The organism is Rhizobium jaguaris (assembly GCF_003627755.1).
Classification (GTDB): Bacteria; Pseudomonadota; Alphaproteobacteria; order Rhizobiales; family Rhizobiaceae; genus Rhizobium; species Rhizobium jaguaris.
Genome location: NZ_CP032694.1, coordinates 3,974,134 through 3,995,465 on the forward strand (window position 1 = coordinate 3,974,134; position 21,332 = coordinate 3,995,465).

Sequence of the window (21,332 nt, forward strand, 5' to 3'; positions counted from 1 at the left end):
CGGAGCAAAGCTTCGAAGGCCTTGAACGGACGTGAAGGGCAATTCTCTCCCAGTAACGCCCCCTCACCCCGCGCGTGCCGCGCGACCCTCTCCCCATTGGGGCGAGGGTATATAGATACTTACTTCTTGGCATCCAGTGCGTGACGGCCAAAATCCGGGGCGTCGACATCCTGGCCGGCCTCGACGATCGAGCGGCGGATGGCGCGGGTGCGGGTGAAGAGATCGAAGATCTTGTCACCCTCGCCCCAGCGGATGGCGCGCTGCAGATAGGCGAGGTCTTCCGAGAAACGCGCCAGCATTTCCAGAATGGCATCGCGATTGTGCAGGCAGACGTCACGCCACATGGTCGGGTCGGAAGCGGCAAGACGGGTGAAATCGCGGAAACCGGAGGCGGAATATTTGATCACTTCCGATTCCGTCACCGTCTCCAGATCATCAGCAGTGCCGACGATGTTATAGGCGATAAGATGCGGCAGATGCGAGACGATCGCCAGCACCTTGTCGTGATGGGCGGCATCCATTTCGTCGACACGCGAACCGAGCGTCTCCCAGAAATGGCGAAGCCGCTTGATTGCCTGTTCATCCGTGCCGGGGATCGGCGTGAAGATGCACCAGCGGCCCTCGAACAGCCCGGCAAAACCGGCGTCCGGCCCGGACTTTTCCGTGCCTGCGATGGGATGGCCGGGAATGAAATGCACATTGCTTGGCATATGCGGCTGCATCTGCGCGATGACGGAGGCCTTGGTCGAGCCGACATCGGTGACGATGGCGCCGGGCTTCAGATGCGCAGAGATTTCGGCAGCGACACTTCCCGAAGCGCCGACCGGCACCGAAACGACGACAAGATCGGCATCCTTGACCGCCTCGGCTGACGACGGCGTATAACGATCGCCGAGCTTGAGTTCCTCGGCGCGCTTCAACGTTTCCACGCTGCGCGTCGAGATCACCACTTCCTTGGCGAGGTCGAGCCGCTTGATATCATGGGCGATCGACGAACCGATCAGGCCGATGCCGATCAGCGCGATACGGTCGAACTGAACACTGCTCATGCCTTGCGTCCCATAAATTCGGTCAGCGCATCGATGACGCCCAGATTGGCCTCTTCCGTGCCGATGCTCATGCGCAACGAATTCGGGAAGCCGTAAGCACGCACCGCGCGCAGAATATAGCCGCGGTTGGTCAGGAACTCGTCGGCATCGGCGGCGCGCTTGCCATCGGTATCGGGAAAGTGGACGAGCACGAAATTGGCGACCGACGGCGTCACCTCGAGGCCGATCGATTCGAAGGCCCTCGTCACCTTCTCGATCCACAGCGTATTGTGCGCAACCGCCTGTGCAATGAAGGCCTGATCGCGCATCGCAGCGGCACCAGCGGCAATGGCGGCGCCATTCATGTTGAACGGCATGCGGACACGGCTCAGCGCATCGACGATATCGGCCGGCCCATACATCCAGCCGACGCGCAACGCCGCAAGACCATAGATCTTCGAAAAGGTGCGGGTCATGACAACATTGGGATTCGAAGAAACGAGCTCGAGGCCGGCCTCATAGTCGTTGCGGCGGACATATTCGGCATAGGCAGCGTCGAGCACGAGGATGACGTGTTTCGGCAAACCCGCCTGGAGACGACGGATTTCGCTGACCGGCACATAGGTGCCTGTCGGATTGGCCGGATTGGCAATGAAGACGATCTTGGTCTTGTCGGTAACGGCGGCGAGGATCGCGTCGACATCGACCGTGCGGTCCTTCTCCTTCACCGTGACCGGCGTAGCACCCGCGGCCATGATCTGGATCTTGTAGATCAGGAAGCCGTGCTCGGTGACGATGCCTTCATCGCCGGCGCCGAGATAGACGTGGCAGAGCAGAGCGAGCAACTCGTCGGAACCATTGCCGCAAAGGATATTGGCGGTATTCAGTCCGTGGACGTCGGCGATCGCCTGGCGAAGCTCCTTGGCCTGCCCGTCCGGATAGCGTTCCAAATGCTCGCCGGCAGCGCGGAAAGCTTCGATGGCCTTGGGGCTTGCGCCGAACGGGGTCTCGTTGGAGGAGAGCTTGAACACCCGCGCCACGCCTGGCGCATGTTCCTTGCCCGGCACATAGGCGGCGATATCGAGAATGCCGGGGCGCGGGACAGGTTTGCTCATTTCCATGCTCATGGGATCGACCTTGGGAAGGGCCGGAAAATTCCGGCTTTAGACACCCCGTGGCATTAATGCGGATTGACGAATTTGTCGAGTGTTTGCCGGTCCGCTAGAGCATCCCACCTTCAGGTAGAATCACCTGCAGGCGGATAAGATGCTCTAGATTCAAAAGATCAGAGCGACCTTTGTGCGTTCAAATGAACGCATGGCGCTCTGGTCAGATCACGCACCGTCGCGTGTCGTCGGTATGCCGCGCGGCGCCAGCACCGGTACGAAGACGCGGCGCGAGGCGCGGACGGCGACCGGCAGGCCCTGATAAAGCCGCTTCTGCGCCTCGACGATGATGACGCCGGAAAAAGCCGGCCAGAGGGTACGCCCGACCCGCTCGAAGGCACGTCTGAGCCGCAAGACGGCGCGCAGCTTTGAGGGAGGAAAGAACAGCGCCTCCGCCGTCGCCCCCGGCGTGAAATTGGTCTCGCGCAGCAGCGAGGTGAGCTGCCCGCGCGAATAGGGACGACCAGAACCGAAGGGCGTGTGCTCCATGCGCGCCCACACGCCTCTGCGGTTCGGCACGACGATGACGAGCCGACCGCCGGGCGCCAGAACGCGCCAAAGCTCCTTCAGCGTCTCGCGCGGGCTCTCGGCAAATTCCAACGAATGCACCATCAACACCCTGTCGATGGAACTGTCAGGCAACGGCAATTCCTCATCGAAGATCAGCGCCGTCGCCGACACCGAATCCACTGGCCAGTTCACCGCCCCCTGCCCCGCCGGCATGAAGGCGAAGGTGCGCTCGGTGTCGGCGCGGAAACGATCGAGATAGGGAACGACATAGCCCAGGCCAACAAGGCGCTCTTCCGGCAGCCGCGACCAGATCGAGGAAAGTGCCATAGCGATAGACTGCTCCGCCAAGCGACCGAGCTCGGAATGATAGAATTGGCGGAGATCGACGATATCGGCGTGCATCGCCATAAATGTTATCAGCCGCCCGTTGGACTTCAAGGCCGAACCGCCTACATTCCGACTCATCCCCGGAAGACAAGGACCACCCCCAATTATGAAGCCTTTGGAATTAGAGGTATTTCTGTGCCGCTCCGACAATTTCGGCGTACTCGTGCACGACCCTGAAACCGGCTATACGGCCTCCATCGATGCACCCGAAGCTGCGCCTATTCTAGCGGCCGCGAATCGGCGTGGCTGGACGATCACCCACATCCTCACCACCCACCATCACACCGATCATGTCGAGGCCAATCTGGCGCTGAAGGAGCAATTTGGCTGCGAGATCATCGGTCCGATCAACGAGGCCGTCGCCATTCCCGGCCTCGATCGTGCCTACGGCGACGGCGACACGTTCGAATTTGGCGATCACACCGTCGATGTCATCGAGACACCAGGCCATACGGCCGGCCATATCTGCTACCATTTCGTCGACGACAAGCTGCTTTTTGCCGCCGACACGCTGTTTGCGCTCGGCTGTGGCCGGCTGTTCGAACGGCCGGCGGCGGACATGTGGGCATCCCTGCAGAAGCTTGCCGTATTGCCGGACGAGACGGCCATCTATTTCGGCCACGAATATACCCTCTCCAACGCCCGCTTTGCCGTTACCATCGATCCCGGCAATGAAAGGCTGAAAGCGCGCGCCGCCGACATCGAGGCACTAAGGGCCCAAGGTAAATTCACCATCCCGACGACGCTCGCGCTGGAGAAGGAAACCAATCCCTTCCTGCGCGCCGCCGATCCGTCGATCCGCCGAAATCTACTGATGGAAAGCCGCAGCAACGAGGAAGTCTTTGCCGAAATCCGCAAGCGCAAGGATAATTTCTGATGCAGCCGAAGGAGATCATCGAGGCGCTTTCCATGCAGCCGCATCCGGAAGGCGGCTGGTATGTGCAGACATTCCGCGATGAGCATGGCGGCGCACGCGGCCACTCGACCGCGATCTACTATCTCCTACAGGCGGGCCAACGCTCGCATTGGCATCGGGTGCGCGATGCCGCGGAGGTCTGGCACTATTATGCCGGTGCGCCGCTGGCGCTCTATCGTTCCGCCGACGGCAAGACGAGCGAGACAATCGTTCTCGGCACCGATCTGCTAAGGGGCGAACGTCCCCAGGCGATCATTCCTGCAGACTGGTGGCAGGCGGCCGAAAGTCTCGGCGAATATACGCTCGTCGGCTGCACGGTCGCACCCGGCTTCGAGTTTTCGAGCTTCGAAATGGCAGCGCCGGGCTGGAAGCCCACTGCCTGAACCGAACGTCTATTCCGCCGCTTCCGCCTGCGCCGCTCTGCCGTCGCGACGCAGGATCATCCGGTGCGCCGCCAGCACGGCGCCGCCGGTCACCAGGAGGCAGGCAAGCGCGATGCCCCAACTCGGTTCGGCAAAGCCGAAGACGGTCAGGATCAGCGTCGAGAGCAACGGCGCGGCATAGCTGGCAGCGCCGAGAATCTGGATATCCCCATTCTTGACGCCGTAGTCCCAGGCATAGAAGGCAGCCCCCACTGGAAAAAGGCCAAGCCCGAGGACGGCGATCCATTGCGATGTCGTCTCCGGCCAGATCGTATCCTCCAGCCCGAGATGGCAAACCAGGGAAAGGGCTGACGTCACCAGGCAGAATATGGTGACGACATCGGTCGACACCGCCTCGAACCGGCGCGTGATCAGCGAATAGCCGGACCAGGTGAAAGCGCAGAGGAACGCCGCGCCATAGCCGACGGCATAGGCTCCCTCGAAGTGAAACCCGTTGCGTCCGACGATCAGCACCGTGCCGGCGAGCCCCATGAGCGCGCCGACGATGTGGTACCAGCGCAGCCGCTCGCTCGGCAAAAGCGCCGATCCGACCACGATCAGCAACGGCCAGAGATAGGCGATCAATCCCGCCTCGACCGCCGGCGCATGACGCAGCGCGGTGAAATAGAGGAAATGATAGCCGAACAGCCCGGCAATGCCCGTGATCCAGACCTTGGTCGGCTGACGCAGCAACCGCACGCGCTCCGGTCTCAATGCGAGAACAACGATGCCGGGGATGCTGCCGATGGCGAAACAGATGGCGAGCAATTGAAATGGCGGCATCTTACCCGACGCCACGGTCAATAAGGCCAGAAACGACCACATCACGATGGCCGCAAACCCTGTCAATGTTGCGCGAAACTTCACGTTAGCCCCCAGTCTGTCGCTGCGGGCTTTTCTGTAGTGGAAGCCCGTCTAGCTGCCGTATTTCACGGCGGTAATCGTCACTGTTCCATATTGCGTCGGGATACGGACGTAGACAGGTGCATATACATTCATGGTGTCGGCCTTGGCAAACCAGATCTCCATGCCGTCGCTCTTGGCGAGATAGAGATAATCCTTGCGCGTTCCCTTGTAACCGCTCTTCGGCGTGAAGCGTACGCCGCAGGCGATCGTCTTGCCCTTGAAACCATCCGTCGAAAACGGGTGCGATCCCTTCGGCGACAGTTTCAGATCCATGCGCATCTCGCCGTCGAAGACAGCCAGGTTCTGATTGCAGAGATTGAGATTGGGAGTAATCGGAAAGATCATGCCGGAAATCGGGTCGAGCACCGAATGCAGATCTCCGGCGCTGATCGGTATCCAGTTCTGCGGCCGCTTCGGCTCCGGCGTGATCGTATTCGACGTCACATTGCCATTGGCATAGGCGACATCATAGGTCCGTTCCTTTTTGCCGCTCTTGTAAAAGAGCCTGTAATGCGTCGCCTGCAGCTTGTTGTCGCCGACCGTGCCCGTCACGTCGGTCTTCGCATCGATCGACGTGACAAGATCCGCGAGGCCAGCCGACGTAATATCGCCGCGGATAGTAAACTGCTTGTCCTTGACCTCGGTCTTGAAATCCGCCCTCGCGATCGGAAAGCCCGCGAGCGCCACGCGGTATTGCGTTTCATGCCGCAGCTCCTCGGCCGATGCCGCAAGAGGCATCGACGTCATCAGGACCGAAATAAAAAGCCACCTTCGAAATTGAACCATGACCAGAGCCTTCAACAACAGCAGGCAGCATATATAGGCGCTTTATACGCCTGCTGCGACAGTCAGAAAACAGCAGCTTTTTGACGGAATTGCGGGAAAGCTCAAGGATTGGCTTGACGTAGCCGGCGGGGCTGACTATAGAACCGCAACTTTCCAATTATGGCCTGTTGGATTGCGCGCTGGGTTTTGCCCGGGATGACTATCCGATGGCCAAGAAAAACAAAAGTAGGTGTTTCATGTCCCGCATGTGCGAATTGACCGGCAAGGCCGTCCTCGTGGGCAACAATGTCAGCCACGCCAACAACAAGACCAAGCGTCGGTTCCTGCCGAACCTCTGCCAGGTCACGCTGATCTCCGACGTTCTTGGCCAGCGTTATCGTCTGCGCGTTTCCGCTGCAGCGCTTCGCTCGGTCGAACATCGTGGCGGCCTCGACGCTTTCCTGCTGAAGGCCAGCGAAAACGAACTCAGCATGCGTGCCCGCCTGCTGCGTCGTCAGATCGTCAAGAAGTCCGCTGAAGCTGCCGTAGCCGCCTAAGCTACAGCACTTTACGATATCATACGGGCTAAAAGGCTTGCACGGATAACCTCCGGACAGGCCTTTTTCCATGCCCGGTTTTCCCCTCCAACTGGTGGCATCACCCAGGATAAAAAAATGCTGACAGCACGCCATACCCTTATCTACGTTACGCTGATGACGCTGGTCGTCGTCGCCTCCAACATCCTCGTGCAGTATCCGCTGCAGGCGACTCTCGCCGGCATCAATCTTGCGGACATTCTGACCTGGGGCGCCTTCATCTATCCTGTCGCCTTCCTGATCACCGACCTGACCAACCGCCAGTTCGGCCCCAAGGCCGCGCGCAAGGTAGTGTTCGCCGGCTTCGTGGTCGGTGTCACCCTGTCCTTCTTCACTGCGCAGCCGCGCATCGCGATCGCCTCCGGCTCAGCCTATCTCGCCGGCCAGCTTCTCGATATCTCCGTGTTCAACCGCCTTCGCCGCATGGCCTGGTGGCGCGCGCCGCTGTTCGGTTCGCTGATCGGCTCGATGTTGGACACGGCGATGTTCTTCTCCTTCGCCTTCGCGCCGTTCTTCGTCTTCTTCGGCCCGAACGAGCCCTTCGCGATCGACTGGGCGCCCATCCTCGGTGTCTTCCAGACGTCGGCGCCGCGCTGGATTTCCTGGGCTATCGGCGATTTCTCGGTGAAGATGACCGTCGGCCTCGTCATGCTGCTGCCCTACGGCGCGCTGATGAACGTGCTGAAGCCGATGCAGCCGGTCCGCGCCGCCTAAACGGCGACCGGCAACAATTTCATGAAAGCCCGCACGTCGCGGGCTTTCTCATTTTTGGCTGACGAGACTGTCGTCCCTCAGCCGGAATTCCAGCATCAAGCTCCGCTGCAAGATCGAATGGTTATCATCCGACACCATGATCAGATGGATCGTGCCATCTTCGGCGCTGAAGGCGTCCAGCCCCTCCATATTGTCGATCTGATCGTCGGCATTGGCCTCGAAGATCACCTTGCCGTCCGCGACCGCGTCAGGCCGGATATCGGTGCCTGCAATGCGACGGATGCGCACGCCGATTCCGTGCGCCAGATCGAAACGCCGCTCCAACAGCAGCAGATCGCCATCGGGTAGAAAAACGCCGTCGCTGACGTCGAAGTCGTCATAGTGGCGCACGGTGAAGCGGCCCCTCAACGGTCCGTCCAGAATCGCCGCCAGCATGTTCCCTTGATCGTCCAGGCTGCGCTCCGCGACAGTCACCGTCGCCCCCGCCAGCGGGCTCGATTGCGGCGCGATCATCAGGGCTTCCAGGCTGCGGTTGGCACGCAATTGCTTCTTCGGGATCAGGATCGGAATGCTGCCATCGGGCGGCGACGTCTCGAAACCGGGATCGGGATAGGAGTCGACGCGATGATTCTGCTCATAGCTGACGAGCACGTGGTTGCCCCGTAGCACCAGCCCCTCCGCATCCATCGCGCCTGTGCCGGCGTCCGTCTCGCCGAAACGATCGATCATCGGCATGATGCGGGCGTCGACGACGCCCTTCAGCCTACCGTCCTCATCGCGCTCGATAGAGCCGGTCAGCCAATGGCCGGTGTCCAGGACCGAAACGAAATGACGCTGATCCGGACGGAAGCGGATGGCAGAGAGGGCGCCCAGGAGCGCATTGCTGGAGCTGAGTTCGAGGCCGCCGAGAAATTCAAGCGCCCCGAACCGTGTCTGCTCGGAACGAGGCTTGAACGCCGAAATCGCCGTTGCATGGATATCCGCAGACCCACCCTCCGGGGTATCCACAGGGCCACAGCCAGCGAGCAGCATTACAACAAGCATGGTCGCGCGGCAAAGGCGTTTCATGGGCTCTCACGCGGCCTTACAACTGACGGAAAAGCGACGGACGCAGCGGCCGCGGGGACCGATGCGCGTTTGATTATAGGATATTCAGCTTGCGCGACGCATGCGCGGCAGGCTCGCCTGATCCTCGAACAGCGATGCGAGCTGCTCGGTCATGGCGCCGGCCAGCTCGTCGGCATCGACGATCGTGACGGCGCGGCGATAATAGCGCGTCACATCATGGCCAATGCCGATGGCCAGCAGCTCCACCGGCGAGCGCGTCTCGATCTGTTCGATAACGGCGCGCAGGTGCCGCTCCAGATAATTGCCCGGATTGACCGACAGTGTTGAATCGTCGACCGGCGCGCCGTCCGAGATCATCATCAGGATGCGGCGCTGCTCACGGCGGCCGAGCAGGCGGTTATGCGCCCAGATCAGCGCCTCGCCGTCGATATTTTCCTTGAGCAGGCCTTCGCGCATCATCAGACCGAGGTTGGTGCGCGCGCGTCGATAGGGCTCGTCGGCGGATTTATAGATGATGTGGCGGAGATCGTTGAGCCGGCCCGGCGTCTGCGGCTTGCCGTTGGCCAGCCATTTCTCACGTGCCTGACCGCCCTTCCACGCCTTGGTGGTGAAGCCGAGGATCTCGACCTTGACGCCGCAGCGTTCCAGCGTGCGCGCCAGAATATCGGCGCAGGTGGCCGCAACGGTGATCGGCCGGCCACGCATCGAGCCGGAATTGTCGATCAGCAGCGTTACGACCGTGTCGCGGAACTGCGTGTCGCGCTCCATCTTGAAGGAAAGCGCTTGCATGGGATCGATGATCAGGCGCGTCAACCGTGCAGGGTCAAGATAACCTTCTTCCAGATCGAAATCCCAGGCGCGATTCTGCTGCGCCATCAGCCTGCGCTGCAGGCGGTTGGCAAGCCGCCCGACGGCACCTTGCAGATGCGCAAGCTGCTTGTCGAGGAAGGCGCGCAGGCGCTCGAGCTCCACCGTGTCGCAAAGTTCCTGCGCCGTGGTCGTCTCATCGAATTCCTCGGTGAAGACGTGATAATCGACCTTTTCGTTGAAGTCGGCGAAGGGCGTGTTCGGACGGCGGGTCTCGCCCGGCGTCTCCGAATCCTCTTCGCCCTCTTCGCTCATGTCGTCGTCGGAGATTTCGGCGCCATCCATCTCGCCGTCGTCCATTTGCTCGTCGGAGGCTTCGCTGTCCTCAGCAGGCGCGGAGTCGGAACCGTCATCGCTCTCGACATCCTGGTCGTCCTGGTCTTCGCCGCTCGGCTTGTCCTCTTCCGCAGACTCCTCGTCGGAATCCGGCTCCATTTCCTCGTCGCCGTATTCCTCGGCCATATCCATGGCCGTCAGCATATTGCGGACCACGCGGGCAAAAGCCTGCTGGTCGTTGATGGTGGAAAGCAGATGGTCGAGCTCGCCGCCGGTCTTGTCCTCGATGAAGGAACGCCAGAGGTCGAGCACCTTCCCGGCGCTGGCCGGCGGCTGCTGGCCAGTCAGCTTCTCGCGCACGATCATCGCCATGGCCTCGCCGAGGGGCGCGTCCTCCCGCCGCTCGATACCGGAGAAATTCGCCTTGGCATATTTCTCGGCATTCATCGAGTTGAGGTTGGCGGCCATACCGCTCATCCGCAGTGCACCGATCGATTCCACGCGCGCCTGCTCGACGGCATCGAAGACAGAGCGTGCATCGGCACCCTGCGGCGCCATGGTGGCATGCACGCGGGCGTCGTGGCAGGCAAGCCTCAGTGCCATCGAATCGCCGAGACCGCGAGTCACGGCCAGCTCATGCGCCGTCGGCCGCCTCGAAAGCTCCGGCAGACGAATGCGCTCGCCCGTCATCCCCGGGCGTTCGTTGGCAAAGGCTACCTCGACCTCGGCATCGCCGGCGATCGAACGCACGCAGCCGGTAATTGCCCGACGCAACGGCTCCATGTCCACCGGAGCGCCCGGCTTCGCTTTGGAATTGTCTCCGCGACCTGCCATGACTTGCTGGCTCTTCTTCTCTTAAGCTTCGAGCACGATGTTGGCGGCGCTTTCCTTCAGCTCGACGCCGAAAGCGCGCTGATATTGCTCGGCGACCAGCGGCCGCTCCAGCTCATCGCACTTGTTGAGGAAGGTCACGCGGAAGGCAAAGGCGACATCGCCGAAGATTTCCGCGTTTTCCGCCCAGGTGATGACCGTACGCGGGCTCATGACGGTGGAAAGATCGCCGTTCATGAAGGCCGCACGCGTCAGATCGGCAACGCGCACCATCTTGGACACGGTGTCGCGGCCTTTCTCCGTACGGAACGACTTCACCTTCGCCAGCACGATATCGACTTCGTTGTTATGCGGCAGATAGTTCAGCGTCGTCACGATAGACCAGCGGTCCATCTGCGCCTGGTTGATCTGCTGCGTGCCGTGATAGAGGCCGGTCGTGTCGCCGAGACCGATCGTGTTGGCCGTCGCGAACAGGCGGAAGGCGGGGTGGGGACGGATGACGCGGCTCTGGTCGAGCAGCGTCAGGCGGCCCGAGGATTCCAGCACGCGCTGAATGACGAACATCACGTCCGGGCGGCCGGCGTCGTATTCGTCGAAGACGAGGGCGACGTTGTGCTGGTAGGCCCAGGGCAGGATGCCGTCCTTGAATTCGGTAACCTGCAGCCCATCCTTGACGACGATGGCATCCTTGCCGACGAGGTCGATACGGCTGACATGGCTGTCGAGGTTGATACGCACGCAAGGCCAGTTGAGGCGGGCTGCGACCTGCTCGATATGCGAGGACTTGCCGGTGCCGTGATAGCCGGAGATCATCACGCGGCGGTTATGGGCAAAGCCCGCGAGAATGGCGAGCGTCGTCTCGCGGTCGAACAGATAGTCGGTGTCGAGGTCGGGCACATAGGCATCGCCCTTGCTGTATGCCGGAACGCGAATATCGGAATCGATGCCAAAGACTTCGCGGACCGAAACAGTGGTGTCGGGAAGCTCGGAAATATCAAGGTCAATCTTGCTCATCATGTCTCCAAGGCGGGTGACTGTCACCCAGCCATATCAATCTCAGCCATTTGTGTCCGTGACGCCGCAGCTTGTTGCCCGCATCCGTCCGGTCGGACATCGGCGATACTTCTCCGGGACTGAAGCGAAACCTCGGCGCGATGAAATGACCGCTTGCGAGCATTCTTGAACAGAGTCCCGGACAAGAAACGCCGCGTCCGGAAATTTGGCCGAGGTGCAGCCAGCCAAAAGCGCACCTTGCCGCAGTCGCCTGCGGCCTCAGCCGATTTGGACCATACCTGATTGAAGGCGGAGAGCAAGGACAGGAATTAACAAAAACCGTTCTGCTTCAACAATTGATAGGCCTGGATGACGGCGCGAAACCGTTCCTCCGACCCGCGATCGCCTCCGTTGGCGTCCGGATGGTGCTTTTTCACCAATTCCTTGTAACGGCTCTTGATCTCCGGCCCGGAGGCATTCGCACCCAGCCCCATCGTGTCGAAGGCCTTCGCCTCGAGCGTCTTCAGCTTGCGCTCCTGCGGGAAACGCGGGCCACGTCCCGGGCCCTGCCCTTCCTTGACGAAGCCGAAGGGATCGCGCACCCGGGCATAGGAACCAGAGCGGACGTCAGAATGCAGCGGACTGTTGCGCGCCGCCTTATTGACGCCGACGGTCCAGGTCGGACGATGGCCGGTGATGGCCTCCTTCTGGTACCGCGCGATCTCACCGTCCGAGAGGCCGGAGAAATAATTGTAGCCCTTATTGTATTCCTTGACGTGCTCGAAGCAGAACAAAAAGAACTGCCCTTCCGCATTGCGTCCGACAGGAGCGCGATGCGTGCCCTTTTTGTCGCAGCCGTCCCACTGGCACGTCGGCGGGGCCTGTTCGGCCTCCGGCTCGCGTTTGCGGCGGGTTCGAATGCGATCGAAGTATTTTGAATCGAGTCTCATGGCGGCCTAATTATGGGCCCTCAGCTACCCCACAACAAGAATTGACAAATCGGAATGTTGCAGGCTTTGTGGGAACCTTTTTCGCGAACAAGGTGATGGCGGGAAAATGGAAACGACACTTCAATCCCGCATTGAGAAAAAGCTTACCGACGCCTTCGCGCCCGAGCGTCTCATTGTCATCAACGAAAGTCACATGCACGCCGGCCATCAGCCCGGCATGACCGGAACGGGCGAAACTCATATAAGAGTTCGGATCGTCTCCGCCAAGTTCACCGGCATGCCGCGTCTTGCCCGCCACAGGGCGATATCAGAGCTTTTGAAGCCGGAACTGGATGCAGGGCTGCATGCGCTGGCCATCGAGCCGGCCGCACCGGGCGAAGCCGTGCGGTGGTAAGCCGCTATTGCGGCTTCCCTTCTTCCGTCTCCGCCGGCCTGATCCTGAGCTTGGTGATACGGTTCTTTTCCCGCTTCATGACGATGAAGCGCTTGCCGTAGAAGGTGAAGGCTTGGCGCTCTTCCGGAATGGTCATTGATTCGTGAATGACGAGGCCGGCGATCGTCGTCGCCTCCTCGTCGGGCAGATCCCAATCGAGAGCGCGGTTCAAGTCGCGAATCGGCACGACGCCGTCGACGACGATCGAACCATCGGCCTCCTGCCGCACGCCCTGGATATCGAGATCGTGCTCGTCGGCAATATCGCCGACGATCTCTTCCAGAATGTCTTCCAGAGTGACGATGCCCTGCACCTCGCCATATTCGTCGACCACGACGGCGAAATGCTGCTTGCGCCGCAGGAAGGCATTGAGCTGATCTTCAAGATTGGTGCTGTCGGGCACGAACCAGGGCTTTTGCGCGATCTTGGAGATATCCAGATTTTCCGGCTCGACATTCGGCTCAGCCAGCGCCCGCAGCAGATCCTTGGCGTGGACGACGCCGATGATGTTGTCGATCGTGCCGCGCCAGAGCGGCATGCGCGTATACGGACTGTCGAGAATGGCGCGCACGACGACCTCCGGCGGATCGTCGGAATTGATGGCGCGCATCGCCGTGCGATGCACCATGATGTCGGATAGCTCCAGCTCGCCAAGATCGAGTACGCCGCCCAGCCGATCCCGGTCGGCCTTGACCACCGAACCTTCGCGATGCAGCAGGTCGACGGCGCCGCGCAGCTCGTCATAGGCCGACAGCATCGACACCTCCTTGGAGAGATTGATGCCGAAGATGCCGAGAATCCGCCGGACAATGGCGTTGACAAAGCTCGATATCGGCCCGACTACGGCCACGAAGAGACGCACGGTACCGGCGACGCTGAGAGCAAAACGATCCGGCGACGAGATCGCCCAGCTCTTCGGCAGGACTTCCGCGAAGATGACGAGGATGACGGTCATGGCCGCCGTCGCCAGTGCGACGCCGGAACTGCCGAACAGGCCGAGGAACAGGCTGGTCGCAATCGACGAGGACAGGATGTTGGCGAGGTTGTTGCCGATCAGCAGCGCCCCGATCAGCCGGTCACGGCGCTCGATAAGTTGCCGCACGATCCCCGCCTGCTTGTCGCCATTCGCCTCCAGCGTATGGATGCGGCTGCGCGAGGCCGCCGTCAACGCGGTTTCCGAACCGGAGAAAAACGCCGAAAGCAGCACGAGCACGATGATCGAGATGATCTCAGGCCAATATTCCCACAGAACAGCCAGCGTGCCTTGAAGCGTCATTACGGATGTTTTTCCCTTAGGAAACTGAGAACTTCGGAGGAAGGAACGTCATCGGCGACGAAGGATTGCCCGATGCCGCGGGTGAGGATGAAGGTCAGCTTGCCGCTCTTGACCTTCTTGTCCTGCGCGATCGCGTCCATCAGCACCTCGGCCGGCGGCAGCTCACCCGGGATGTCGCCCATCCGCGTCGGCAGGCCGACTGCCTTCAGATGTGTCTCGACGCGCTTGGCATCATCCGGGCTTGCCAGATTGAGGCGCGAGGAAAACTCATGTGCCAGCACCATGCCGATCGAAACACCCTCGCCGTGCACCAGCCGGCGGCTGTCATAAGCGGTGGCGGCTTCTAACGCGTGGCCAAATGTATGGCCGAGATTGAGCAGCGCCCGCGGCCCGTTTTCACGCTCGTCAGCAACGACGACATCGGATTTCGCTTGGCAACTCGCGGCAATCGCCTCGATGCGCTGAGCACCACCGGAGAACACCTCTTTCCAGTTGGCCTCCAGCCATGCAAAGAAATCTGGCTTGTCGATCAGGCCGTATTTGGCGACCTCGGCGTAGCCGGCGCGAAATTCACGCTCGCTGAGCGTATTCAACACGTCGGTATCGGCAAGCACGAGATCGGGTTGATGGAAGACGCCGATCAGATTCTTGCCGTGATGGGTATTGATACCCGTCTTGCCGCCAACGGACGAATCCACCTGCGACAGCAGCGAGGTCGGCACCTGCACGAAACGGACGCCGCGGCGCACGATTCCGGCAGCAAAGCCAGAGAGATCGCCGATCACGCCGCCCCCGAGCGCGATGACGGCGTCGTTGCGCTCGACACGGGCTGTGAGCACGGCATCGCAGACGGCCATCAAATGCTCGAAGCTCTTGGTTTTCTCGCCGGCCGGCAGCACCAGCTTGGAAGGCTGAATACCGGCCTCTTGGAGGCTCGCAATCAGCGCATCGAGGTAGAGCGGGGCGACATTTTCGTCCGTAATGACTGCAGCCCGGCGACCTTTCAGTCTTGCTGCGATTTCCTTGCCGGCGCGCGCAATCAGGCCGGGGCCGATCAGAATGTCATAGGCGCGCTCGCCGAGGGGCACGCGGACGAGGCGCTCCGACGCCGGTGTGATCGCATTCATGGTGTCTTGCTTTCTTCTTTCCCCTCGACGATGGCGGCAAGGACTTCCTTGACCATGACATCTTTGCCCACATCGCGGGATAAGACCGTGAGATCGGCTTCCGCATAGATCGGATAGCGCGCGTTCATCAGATTTTCGAGGGTCTGTTTCGGATTCTCGGTTTTGAGCAGCGGCCGGGTGTCGCGCTTGCTGACGCGATCCCAGAGCACGTCGAGATCGGCCTTCAGCCAGATCGACAGGCCGCTCCGTTTGACGTGTCGGCGCGTACGCTCGTTGATGAAGGCGCCGCCGCCGGTGGAAACAACACGGGGGCCGCCCTTGAGCAACCGCTTGATCACCCGCGTTTCCAGCGCCCGGAACTCCGCTTCACCGTAAGCCTCGAACAGCTCGGCAATCGTCATGCGCGACACGCGTTCGATCTCGATATCCGTATCGACGAAGGGAATGCCGAGCTGATGCGCGACCAACCGGCCGATCGAGGATTTTCCCGCCCCCATCAACCCGACGAGGACAAGATTGCGCGTGCCCAAAACGACGCGCGCTCTGTCTCTAAGGCTTTCTGCAAGGGTCAGCACTTGTTCACTCATCGGGCCATTCACAATTTGTTTGGAAACGGTATCGTCAAATGCGCCTGTAGCGTCAAGACGCCGCAACATAAACATGTCTGCAATATCCTTCCGCTAACGGTTGGCAGATAGGATTACAATATATCGCCGGACCAATGATTGGGACGAGGAGAGTTTCTAAATGCCGACCCTGTTTCGCTTCCTTGTCATCTGTGCGGTGATCGCCGGATCGGTCTATGGAGCAATGTGGGCGCTCGTGCTCTTCGTCGACCCGCAGCCGCGCGATGTGACGATCCGCATACCATCGGAACGCATCAACCCGCCGTCTACCGGCTCTGTGAAGCCGTAAGCGCGGAGATCATGGTGAAGGATCTGAGCCGCGTCCATATGGAAGCCTTCCTGGAAATGATGAGCGCCGAACGTGGCGCGGCGGTCAACACGCTGCAGTCCTACGAGCGCGACCTCGACGATCTCCATTCCTTTTTGTCCGAGCGGAAGGTCCGCCTGACGGAAGCGGGATCGAACGATCTTGGCGCCTACCTCTCCGGCCTCTCGCGCCAGGGCTTCAAGCCATCGTCGCAGGCGCGGCGGCTGTCGGCCATGCGCCAGTTCTACAAATTCCTCTATGCCGAAGGTCTGCGCACGGATGATCCGACCGGCATTCTCGACGCGCCGAAGAAGGGGCGCGCATTGCCGAAAACCATGGGGATGGACGAGGTGACGCGTCTTCTCGCCCAGGCCGAACAGGAAGCGGCCGTGGAAGGCCCCGATCAGTTACAGCATCTGCGCATGCTGGTTCTGCTGGAGCTGCTCTATGCCACCGGCATGCGTGTCAGCGAGCTCGTTTCCTTGCCGGCCAAAGTGCTCGACCAGCAAGGGCGTTTCCTGATGATCCGCGGCAAAGGCAACAAGGAGCGGCTGGTGCCGCTGTCGCAGTCGGCCATCGCTGCACTGAAGATATACGGCCGGCGGCAGGCAGAGGTAGCGGCGAACGCCAAACAGCCGGTTCCGGAAAGCCCGTGGCTCTTCCCCGCAGCCTCCAAGCAGGGCTATCTGCCGCGGCAGGTTTTTGCGCGCGACCTGAAGGATCTCGCCATTCGTGCCGGGCTGACGCCCTCGATGATCTCGCCGCATGTCATGCGCCACGCCTTCGCCAGCCACTTGCTTGCCAATGGCGCGGACTTGCGCGTGGTGCAGGAACTTCTCGGCCATTCCGACATTTCGACCACACAAATCTACACACATGTGCTGGAAGAACGGCTTCACCAACTGGTGCAAACGCATCACCCCCTTGCCAAACAGGCCAAAAAACAGGAATAGGACCGGCACACAGGCTATACGTGCCGTCTCTCGTCACGGGCAAAAGGATCGGAAACGCACCTCATGCACAATTATCTCGACTTCGAAAAACCCATCTCGGATCTCGAAGGCAAGATTCACGAGCTGAAGAAGCTGGCAAGCGAAGACGAGAGCATCGACACGTCCGATGAAGTCGGCCGGCTCGAGATCCGCGTCCGCGAGGCCATGGCCGATATCTATTCCAAGCTCAACGCCTGGCAGAAGACGCAGGTTGCCCGCCATCCGCAGCGCCCGCATTTCGTCGACTATGCCGGAGCGCTGTTTACGGAATTCACGCCGCTGGCCGGCGACCGCAAATTTTCCGAGGATGCCGCCATCCAGGCGGGCTTCGCCCGCTTCCGCGGCCAGCCCATCGCCGTCATCGGCCAGGAAAAAGGCAACGACACCAAGACGCGCCTGAAGCACAATTTCGGGAGTGCCCGTCCCGAGGGCTATCGCAAGGCGATCCGCATTCTGGAAATGGCCGATCGCTTCGGGCTGCCTGTCGTCACGCTGGTCGATACGGCAGGCGCCTACCCCGGCGTCGGCGCCGAAGAGCGCGGCCAGGCGGAAGCGATTGCCCGCTCCACGGAAATGTGCCTGGGCGCCAAGGTGCCGATCATCTCCGTCGTCATCGGCGAAGGCGGCTCGGGCGGCGCGATCGCGATCGCCACCGGCAATCGCGTCTATATGCTCGAACATTCGATCTACAGCGTGATTTCACCCGAAGGTGCCGCCTCGATCCTCTGGCGCGATTCCACCCGCGCCAAGGAAGCGGCCACCAACATGAAGATCACCGCCGACGACCTGAAGGGGCTCGGCATTATCGACGGCATTATTCCCGAACCGCTCGGCGGCGCCCATCGCGATCCGCAGGCGGTGATTGCGGCAACCGGCGACGTGATTTCCAACGCGCTCGGCGAACTCTCCAGCCGTTCGGGCGAACAGTTGCGCAGCGACCGCCGTCAGAAATTCCTCAACATGGGTCGCAATCTGTAACTTAAGTTCGAGAATCGTGACCACCCAAAACGGGAATGAGGCCAAATCTTGGCCACATTCTTGTTATCGAAACGATTATGGCAAAGAAAAGCTTGCGGGTGCGCCGCGGGCGCGTCATAGGCTGGTAAGGAATTCTCAAGTATAAGCCGTCTATGATTCTGTTTCATGTTTCGATTGGGGCGGCGAAACAGTTCGTGCGGCCGCTCTTCGCATCTATGGGCTAAGTCAGAATGCGCATCCGTCACCTCGCCTACATATCCCTGATGGCGCTGGCTCTCGCTGGCTGTAACGACACGCTGGAATCGGCGTCGGTCGACCTGTCGACGGTTAAAAACAAGGTCGAGCAGCCGCTTCCTGCCCATATCATCGCCGACATGGCAAAAAAGGGGATGGACCGCAATTCGCCGATCATGATCCGCATCTTCAAGGAAGAGGGCGTGATGGAGATCCTCAAGGCGAACCAGAGCAATCGCTTCGAGGTGATCGCCAGCTACAATATCTGCGCCTGGTCCGGCCGCCTTGGCCCGAAGGTAAAGGAAGGCGACCGGCAAGCGCCGGAAGGCTTCTACATGCTGACACCGGCCAACCTCAACCCGAACTCCAAATATTATCTCGCCATCAACACCGGTTTTCCGAACCGCTATGACGCGGCCAATGGCCGCACGGGTGCCAATCTGATGATCCATGGCGCCTGCTCGTCGTCGGGCTGCTATTCGATGACCGACCAGGAGGTGTTGGAAATCTATGCCTTCGCACGCGACGCCTTCAAGGGCGGCCAGAAGGCAGTCCAGCTCGAGGCATTTCCTTTCCGCATGACGGCGGAAAACATGGTCAAGCATCGCCTCAGCCCCAACATCGAATTCTGGAAGATGCTGAAGATCGGCTACGACAATTTCGAAGTGACGAAGCGTCCGCCGGAAGTCGAGGTCTGCGAGAAGAAATACGTCTTCAACCAGGAGGCCAGTGGCCCCTTCAACGCCGGCGGCAAATGCCCTGTCATGACCACCCCACCGGCATTGCAGACTGCGCTTCTGACCCACGACAAGCAGTATGACGCCGACTACGCCACAGCGCTGAAGAAATATGACGGCATGGCGTGGTACGATCCGACCGAAGCCGAACGCAAGGCCGTCGTCGCCAAAACCCGCAAGGGCCACGATATCGCCTACGCTCCGACTGGTACCGCACTTGCCGCCGGCAAGATGATGAAGGTGGCCGATCTGGAGTCGATGGTGGCGAACCAGTCGGGCCAGCAGCTCGCCCGCGGCGCCACCGTCGCCAATCCGACCACTGCAAGCGTCCGTATGGCGACAGCCGCTCCGGGTCTCGCTGGACAACAGGGGGCTCAACCTGCCGGCATCGCCGTGGCAGCCAACGTCCCCGCGAATGTGCCGATCCCGATGGCAAACCCCATGGTCAATCCGCTCGCCTATGCAGTCCCGCCCGTGGAAACAGCAGAGACAGAGCCGGCCAAGAAGCCGCCCTTCTGGAAGTTCTGGGCCAAGAGTGAATAGCCTGACCGACGAGGTTTACGATCTGCGCGGGCTGAAATGCCCGCTCCCCGTGCTGAAAACGGAAAAGCGCCTGCGCGGCCTGCCGTCCGGGGCAATACTCACGGTCGAGACCAGCGATCCGCTGGCTATAATCGACATTCCACATTTCTGCAGTGAAAACGGCCACATCCTAGTCGCAAGCGAGAAGACCGAGACAGGCCATCGGTTCGTGATGCGCAAGGGTTGATCGGCTGCGGCCAACGGGCCATCCTCGTGGTTCGAGGGTCGCCCTTCGACAAGCTCAGTCCTCCCACCTCGCCATGAGGATGGCGCGAGCCTGGCTTTCCTTGGGCACACCTGACACTGCACTCTGATTATGGGCGGCAATGCACAAAGATCAGCCTCACCCTGAGGTGGCTCGCAGAGCCCTCGAAGGGCGAGGCGGGTTGCTTGATGTCGCCAGCCTCAGGACGTCAGCGTCTCAAAACCTCATCCCAGGCACAGCCAGCGGATTGTCCTCAAGTGCGGCGCGATCCGGCGTATCGACACGCGGCTTGCTGAGGAACGCGTCGAACAGGCCCTTCACGAAATCTTCGGTCAGGTCCTTGGTAATGATCACCATGCGCGTGCGCCGGTCATCAGGATTGGGCCAAGCGGGCAGGCGCATGGGCGGATGGAAGATATTCTGCACGCCATGCAGCACGACCGGACGCTCCGGCCTGTCGGACATGGCAACGATCGCCTTCATCCGTAGTAGCTTCTCGCCATGCGCGGAACGCAGGAGGTCGATGAACATTTCCAGCGCGATCGGATCGATTGGTTGGTTTTCGACAATCGAGAACGAGCGGATCGACTCGTCGTGACGGTTCACGTCATGGGCATGTTGATGCCGATGGCCATGATGATGGTGGCCGTGGCCGTGGTGGCCATGCCCGTCATGGTGATGATCGTGATCGTGCCCGTGTTCCTGCTCGTGATGCCCATGGTCGTCATGATGATGATCGTGATCATCCGCCTCCAGTTCGTCCCGCAGCCAGCGGCCGACATCGGCGATCTTGGAGGCCGGATCATAGAGGCCGTTGACGAGAATGGCGGCGCGGCCGGCCTCATCGCTGTCGGCATTCAGCATCTGCGCCCGCGGATTAAGCGACCTCAGCCGGCTTTCCAGCATACCGATGGAAGCCGCACCTTCCAGGCCGGTCTTGGATACGATCAACCGGTCGGCGACCGCCACCTGCTTGCGCGCCTCTTCGTGATTATCGAGCGTCTGCAGCCCATTCACCGCATCGACGACGGTGATCACGCCGTCCAGGTCGAAATTGGTGGCGATGATCGGATTGCCCATGATCGACTGCATCACTGGCGCCGGATCGGCAAGGCCGGTAGTCTCGATGACGACGCGCTTCAGCGGCCGAATACGGCCGGTCTGCATGGCGTCCATCAGGTTCGCCAGCGTATCCACCAGCTCGCCGCGCACTGTGCAGCAGAGGCAGCCATCCGAGAGCTCAATGATGGCATCGCCGGAGCTTTCGACCAGCAGGTGGTCGATGCCGACATCGCCGAACTCGTTGATGATAACAGCCGCATCCCGCATCTCTGCATCCTTGAGGATGCGGTTCAGCAATGTCGATTTGCCGGCTCCGAGAAAGCCTGTGAGGATCGAAACCGGCACTCTCTGCTGCGGAACGCTCATGGTTCAGGTCCG

General features: G+C 60.9%; 23 protein-coding genes. 10 read left to right on the top strand and 13 right to left on the bottom strand.

What is annotated here, in order from left to right; genetic code table 11:
* Positions 1-119 precede the first annotated feature (119 nt).
* From CCGE525_RS19365 to CCGE525_RS19375, 3 genes are all read right to left on the bottom strand, one after another.
* Positions 120-1,049, bottom strand: coding sequence for a prephenate/arogenate dehydrogenase family protein (locus CCGE525_RS19365; protein WP_120705698.1), 930 nt, complete (start codon positions 1,047-1,049; stop codon positions 120-122).
* On the bottom strand, positions 1,046-2,155 hold the full coding sequence (hisC, locus tag CCGE525_RS19370; RefSeq protein WP_120705699.1) for a histidinol-phosphate transaminase: 1,110 nt from the start codon (positions 2,153-2,155) through the stop codon (positions 1,046-1,048). The genes CCGE525_RS19365 and hisC overlap by 4 nt, the downstream gene beginning before the upstream one ends.
* Positions 2,156-2,362: 207 nt before the next feature.
* Complete coding sequence (locus CCGE525_RS19375) at positions 2,363-3,142, bottom strand: class I SAM-dependent methyltransferase (protein ID WP_120705700.1); 780 nt, start codon at positions 3,140-3,142, stop codon at positions 2,363-2,365.
* Positions 3,143-3,197: 55 nt separating this feature from the next.
* On the opposite strand from CCGE525_RS19375, the gene gloB reads away from it, so the two are divergent.
* Complete coding sequence (gene gloB, locus CCGE525_RS19380) at positions 3,198-3,968, top strand: hydroxyacylglutathione hydrolase (RefSeq protein ID WP_120705701.1); 771 nt, start codon at positions 3,198-3,200, stop codon at positions 3,966-3,968.
* Positions 3,968-4,390, top strand: coding sequence for a cupin domain-containing protein (locus tag CCGE525_RS19385; RefSeq protein ID WP_120705702.1), 423 nt, complete (start codon positions 3,968-3,970; stop codon positions 4,388-4,390). The genes gloB and CCGE525_RS19385 overlap by 1 nt, the downstream gene beginning before the upstream one ends.
* Positions 4,391-4,399: 9 nt before the next feature.
* Here the strand turns inward: CCGE525_RS19385 and yddG are convergent, their stop codons facing one another.
* Both yddG and CCGE525_RS19395 read right to left on the bottom strand, forming a co-directional pair.
* Positions 4,400-5,296: an aromatic amino acid exporter YddG gene (yddG, locus tag CCGE525_RS19390; protein ID WP_120705703.1), complete on the bottom strand. Its 897-nt coding sequence runs from the start codon at positions 5,294-5,296 to the stop codon at positions 4,400-4,402.
* Positions 5,297-5,344: 48 nt separating this feature from the next.
* Complete coding sequence (locus CCGE525_RS19395) at positions 5,345-6,121, bottom strand: DUF3108 domain-containing protein (RefSeq protein ID WP_120705704.1); 777 nt, start codon at positions 6,119-6,121, stop codon at positions 5,345-5,347.
* 236 nt (positions 6,122-6,357) lie between these two features.
* Here CCGE525_RS19395 and rpmB point away from each other — a divergent pair, with 236 nt between their 5' ends.
* Both rpmB and CCGE525_RS19405 read left to right on the top strand, forming a co-directional pair.
* Positions 6,358-6,657 (top strand): 50S ribosomal protein L28, encoded by a 300-nt coding sequence (gene rpmB / locus CCGE525_RS19400; RefSeq protein WP_069612914.1) that lies wholly within the window; start codon positions 6,358-6,360, stop codon positions 6,655-6,657.
* Between the two features lie 117 nt (positions 6,658-6,774).
* Positions 6,775-7,410, top strand: a complete 636-nt coding sequence (locus CCGE525_RS19405) for a queuosine precursor transporter (RefSeq protein ID WP_120705705.1) — start codon at positions 6,775-6,777, stop codon at positions 7,408-7,410.
* Positions 7,411-7,458: 48 nt separating this feature from the next.
* On the opposite strand, the gene CCGE525_RS19410 is transcribed toward CCGE525_RS19405, so the two are convergent.
* The 4 genes from CCGE525_RS19410 to CCGE525_RS19425 form a co-directional block, all read right to left on the bottom strand.
* Positions 7,459-8,478 carry an esterase-like activity of phytase family protein gene (locus CCGE525_RS19410; protein WP_120705706.1) on the bottom strand — a complete coding sequence of 340 codons (1,020 nt, stop codon included), beginning with the start codon at positions 8,476-8,478 and terminating at the stop codon, positions 7,459-7,461.
* Positions 8,479-8,562: 84 nt separating this feature from the next.
* The gene (gene cobT, locus CCGE525_RS19415; RefSeq protein WP_120705707.1) at positions 8,563-10,455 is read right to left on the bottom strand and encodes a cobaltochelatase subunit CobT; all 1,893 of its coding nucleotides are present in this window, start codon (positions 10,453-10,455) and stop codon (positions 8,563-8,565) included.
* 21 nt (positions 10,456-10,476) lie between these two features.
* On the bottom strand, positions 10,477-11,466 hold the full coding sequence (gene cobS / locus CCGE525_RS19420) for a cobaltochelatase subunit CobS (RefSeq protein ID WP_104824541.1): 990 nt from the start codon (positions 11,464-11,466) through the stop codon (positions 10,477-10,479).
* Positions 11,467-11,774: 308 nt separating this feature from the next.
* Positions 11,775-12,395: a J domain-containing protein gene (locus tag CCGE525_RS19425; protein ID WP_120705708.1), complete on the bottom strand. Its 621-nt coding sequence runs from the start codon at positions 12,393-12,395 to the stop codon at positions 11,775-11,777.
* Between the two features lie 106 nt (positions 12,396-12,501).
* On the opposite strand from CCGE525_RS19425, the gene CCGE525_RS19430 reads away from it, so the two are divergent.
* On the top strand, positions 12,502-12,789 hold the full coding sequence (locus tag CCGE525_RS19430) for a BolA family protein (RefSeq protein WP_120705709.1): 288 nt from the start codon (positions 12,502-12,504) through the stop codon (positions 12,787-12,789).
* Between the two features lie 4 nt (positions 12,790-12,793).
* Here the strand turns inward: CCGE525_RS19430 and CCGE525_RS19435 are convergent, their stop codons facing one another.
* Genes CCGE525_RS19435 through CCGE525_RS19445 form a run of 3 tightly spaced genes read right to left on the bottom strand, consistent with a single transcriptional unit; the run spans position 12,794 to position 15,818 of the window.
* Entirely contained in the window at positions 12,794-14,104 is a 1,311-nt protein-coding gene (locus CCGE525_RS19435; RefSeq protein ID WP_120705710.1) for an HlyC/CorC family transporter, read from the bottom strand.
* Positions 14,104-15,231 (bottom strand): 3-dehydroquinate synthase, encoded by a 1,128-nt coding sequence (gene aroB, locus CCGE525_RS19440; RefSeq protein ID WP_120705711.1) that lies wholly within the window; start codon positions 15,229-15,231, stop codon positions 14,104-14,106. Before aroB ends, CCGE525_RS19435 begins: the two co-directional genes overlap by 1 nt.
* Complete coding sequence (locus tag CCGE525_RS19445) at positions 15,228-15,818, bottom strand: shikimate kinase (protein ID WP_120706502.1); 591 nt, start codon at positions 15,816-15,818, stop codon at positions 15,228-15,230. Before CCGE525_RS19445 ends, aroB begins: the two co-directional genes overlap by 4 nt.
* Before the next feature lie 160 nt (positions 15,819-15,978).
* Here CCGE525_RS19445 and CCGE525_RS38370 point away from each other — a divergent pair, with 160 nt between their 5' ends.
* The 5 genes from CCGE525_RS38370 (at position 15,979) to CCGE525_RS19465 (ending at position 19,874) form a co-directional block, all read left to right on the top strand.
* Complete coding sequence (locus CCGE525_RS38370) at positions 15,979-16,146, top strand: hypothetical protein (RefSeq protein WP_162950222.1); 168 nt, start codon at positions 15,979-15,981, stop codon at positions 16,144-16,146.
* Positions 16,147-16,160: 14 nt separating this feature from the next.
* Positions 16,161-17,117, top strand: coding sequence for a site-specific tyrosine recombinase XerD (xerD, locus tag CCGE525_RS19450; RefSeq protein WP_120706503.1), 957 nt, complete (start codon positions 16,161-16,163; stop codon positions 17,115-17,117).
* A gap of 63 nt (positions 17,118-17,180) precedes the next feature.
* Positions 17,181-18,134: an acetyl-CoA carboxylase carboxyltransferase subunit alpha gene (locus CCGE525_RS19455; RefSeq protein WP_120705712.1), complete on the top strand. Its 954-nt coding sequence runs from the start codon at positions 17,181-17,183 to the stop codon at positions 18,132-18,134.
* Positions 18,135-18,364: 230 nt separating this feature from the next.
* Complete coding sequence (locus CCGE525_RS19460; RefSeq protein WP_120705713.1) at positions 18,365-19,648, top strand: L,D-transpeptidase family protein; 1,284 nt, start codon at positions 18,365-18,367, stop codon at positions 19,646-19,648.
* 1 nt (position 19,649) lies between these two features.
* Positions 19,650-19,874, top strand: coding sequence for a sulfurtransferase TusA family protein (locus tag CCGE525_RS19465; RefSeq protein WP_205587479.1), 225 nt, complete (start codon positions 19,650-19,652; stop codon positions 19,872-19,874).
* A 234-nt stretch (positions 19,875-20,108) separates the two neighbouring features.
* Here CCGE525_RS19465 and CCGE525_RS19470 read toward each other — a convergent pair whose 3' ends face one another.
* On the bottom strand, positions 20,109-21,320 hold the full coding sequence (locus CCGE525_RS19470; protein WP_120705715.1) for a CobW family GTP-binding protein: 1,212 nt from the start codon (positions 21,318-21,320) through the stop codon (positions 20,109-20,111).
* Positions 21,321-21,332: the final 12 nt, after the last annotated feature.

Bases quoted from the DNA above. Each gene is read 5' to 3' on its own strand.
- CCGE525_RS19365 (WP_120705698.1), bottom strand. From the start codon at position 1,049: ATGAGCAGTGTTCAGTTCGACCGTATCGCGCTGATCGGCATCGGCCTG.
- hisC (WP_120705699.1), bottom strand. From the start codon at position 2,155: ATGAGCATGGAAATGAGCAAACCTGTCCCGCGCCCCGGCATTCTCGAT.
- gloB (WP_120705701.1), top strand. From the start codon at position 3,198: ATGAAGCCTTTGGAATTAGAGGTATTTCTGTGCCGCTCCGACAATTTC.
- CCGE525_RS19385 (WP_120705702.1), top strand. From the start codon at position 3,968: ATGCAGCCGAAGGAGATCATCGAGGCGCTTTCCATGCAGCCGCATCCG.
- CCGE525_RS19395 (WP_120705704.1), bottom strand. From the start codon at position 6,121: ATGGTTCAATTTCGAAGGTGGCTTTTTATTTCGGTCCTGATGACGTCG.
- rpmB (WP_069612914.1), top strand. From the start codon at position 6,358: ATGTCCCGCATGTGCGAATTGACCGGCAAGGCCGTCCTCGTGGGCAAC.
- CCGE525_RS19405 (WP_120705705.1), top strand. From the start codon at position 6,775: ATGCTGACAGCACGCCATACCCTTATCTACGTTACGCTGATGACGCTG.
- CCGE525_RS19410 (WP_120705706.1), bottom strand. From the start codon at position 8,478: ATGAAACGCCTTTGCCGCGCGACCATGCTTGTTGTAATGCTGCTCGCT.
- cobT (WP_120705707.1), bottom strand. From the start codon at position 10,455: ATGGCAGGTCGCGGAGACAATTCCAAAGCGAAGCCGGGCGCTCCGGTG.
- cobS (WP_104824541.1), bottom strand. From the start codon at position 11,466: ATGAGCAAGATTGACCTTGATATTTCCGAGCTTCCCGACACCACTGTT.
- CCGE525_RS19425 (WP_120705708.1), bottom strand. From the start codon at position 12,395: ATGAGACTCGATTCAAAATACTTCGATCGCATTCGAACCCGCCGCAAA.
- CCGE525_RS19430 (WP_120705709.1), top strand. From the start codon at position 12,502: ATGGAAACGACACTTCAATCCCGCATTGAGAAAAAGCTTACCGACGCC.
- CCGE525_RS19435 (WP_120705710.1), bottom strand. From the start codon at position 14,104: ATGACGCTTCAAGGCACGCTGGCTGTTCTGTGGGAATATTGGCCTGAG.
- aroB (WP_120705711.1), bottom strand. From the start codon at position 15,231: ATGAATGCGATCACACCGGCGTCGGAGCGCCTCGTCCGCGTGCCCCTC.
- CCGE525_RS19445 (WP_120706502.1), bottom strand. From the start codon at position 15,818: ATGAGTGAACAAGTGCTGACCCTTGCAGAAAGCCTTAGAGACAGAGCG.
- CCGE525_RS38370 (WP_162950222.1), top strand. From the start codon at position 15,979: ATGCCGACCCTGTTTCGCTTCCTTGTCATCTGTGCGGTGATCGCCGGA.
- CCGE525_RS19455 (WP_120705712.1), top strand. From the start codon at position 17,181: ATGCACAATTATCTCGACTTCGAAAAACCCATCTCGGATCTCGAAGGC.
- CCGE525_RS19460 (WP_120705713.1), top strand. From the start codon at position 18,365: ATGCGCATCCGTCACCTCGCCTACATATCCCTGATGGCGCTGGCTCTC.
- CCGE525_RS19470 (WP_120705715.1), bottom strand. From the start codon at position 21,320: ATGAGCGTTCCGCAGCAGAGAGTGCCGGTTTCGATCCTCACAGGCTTT.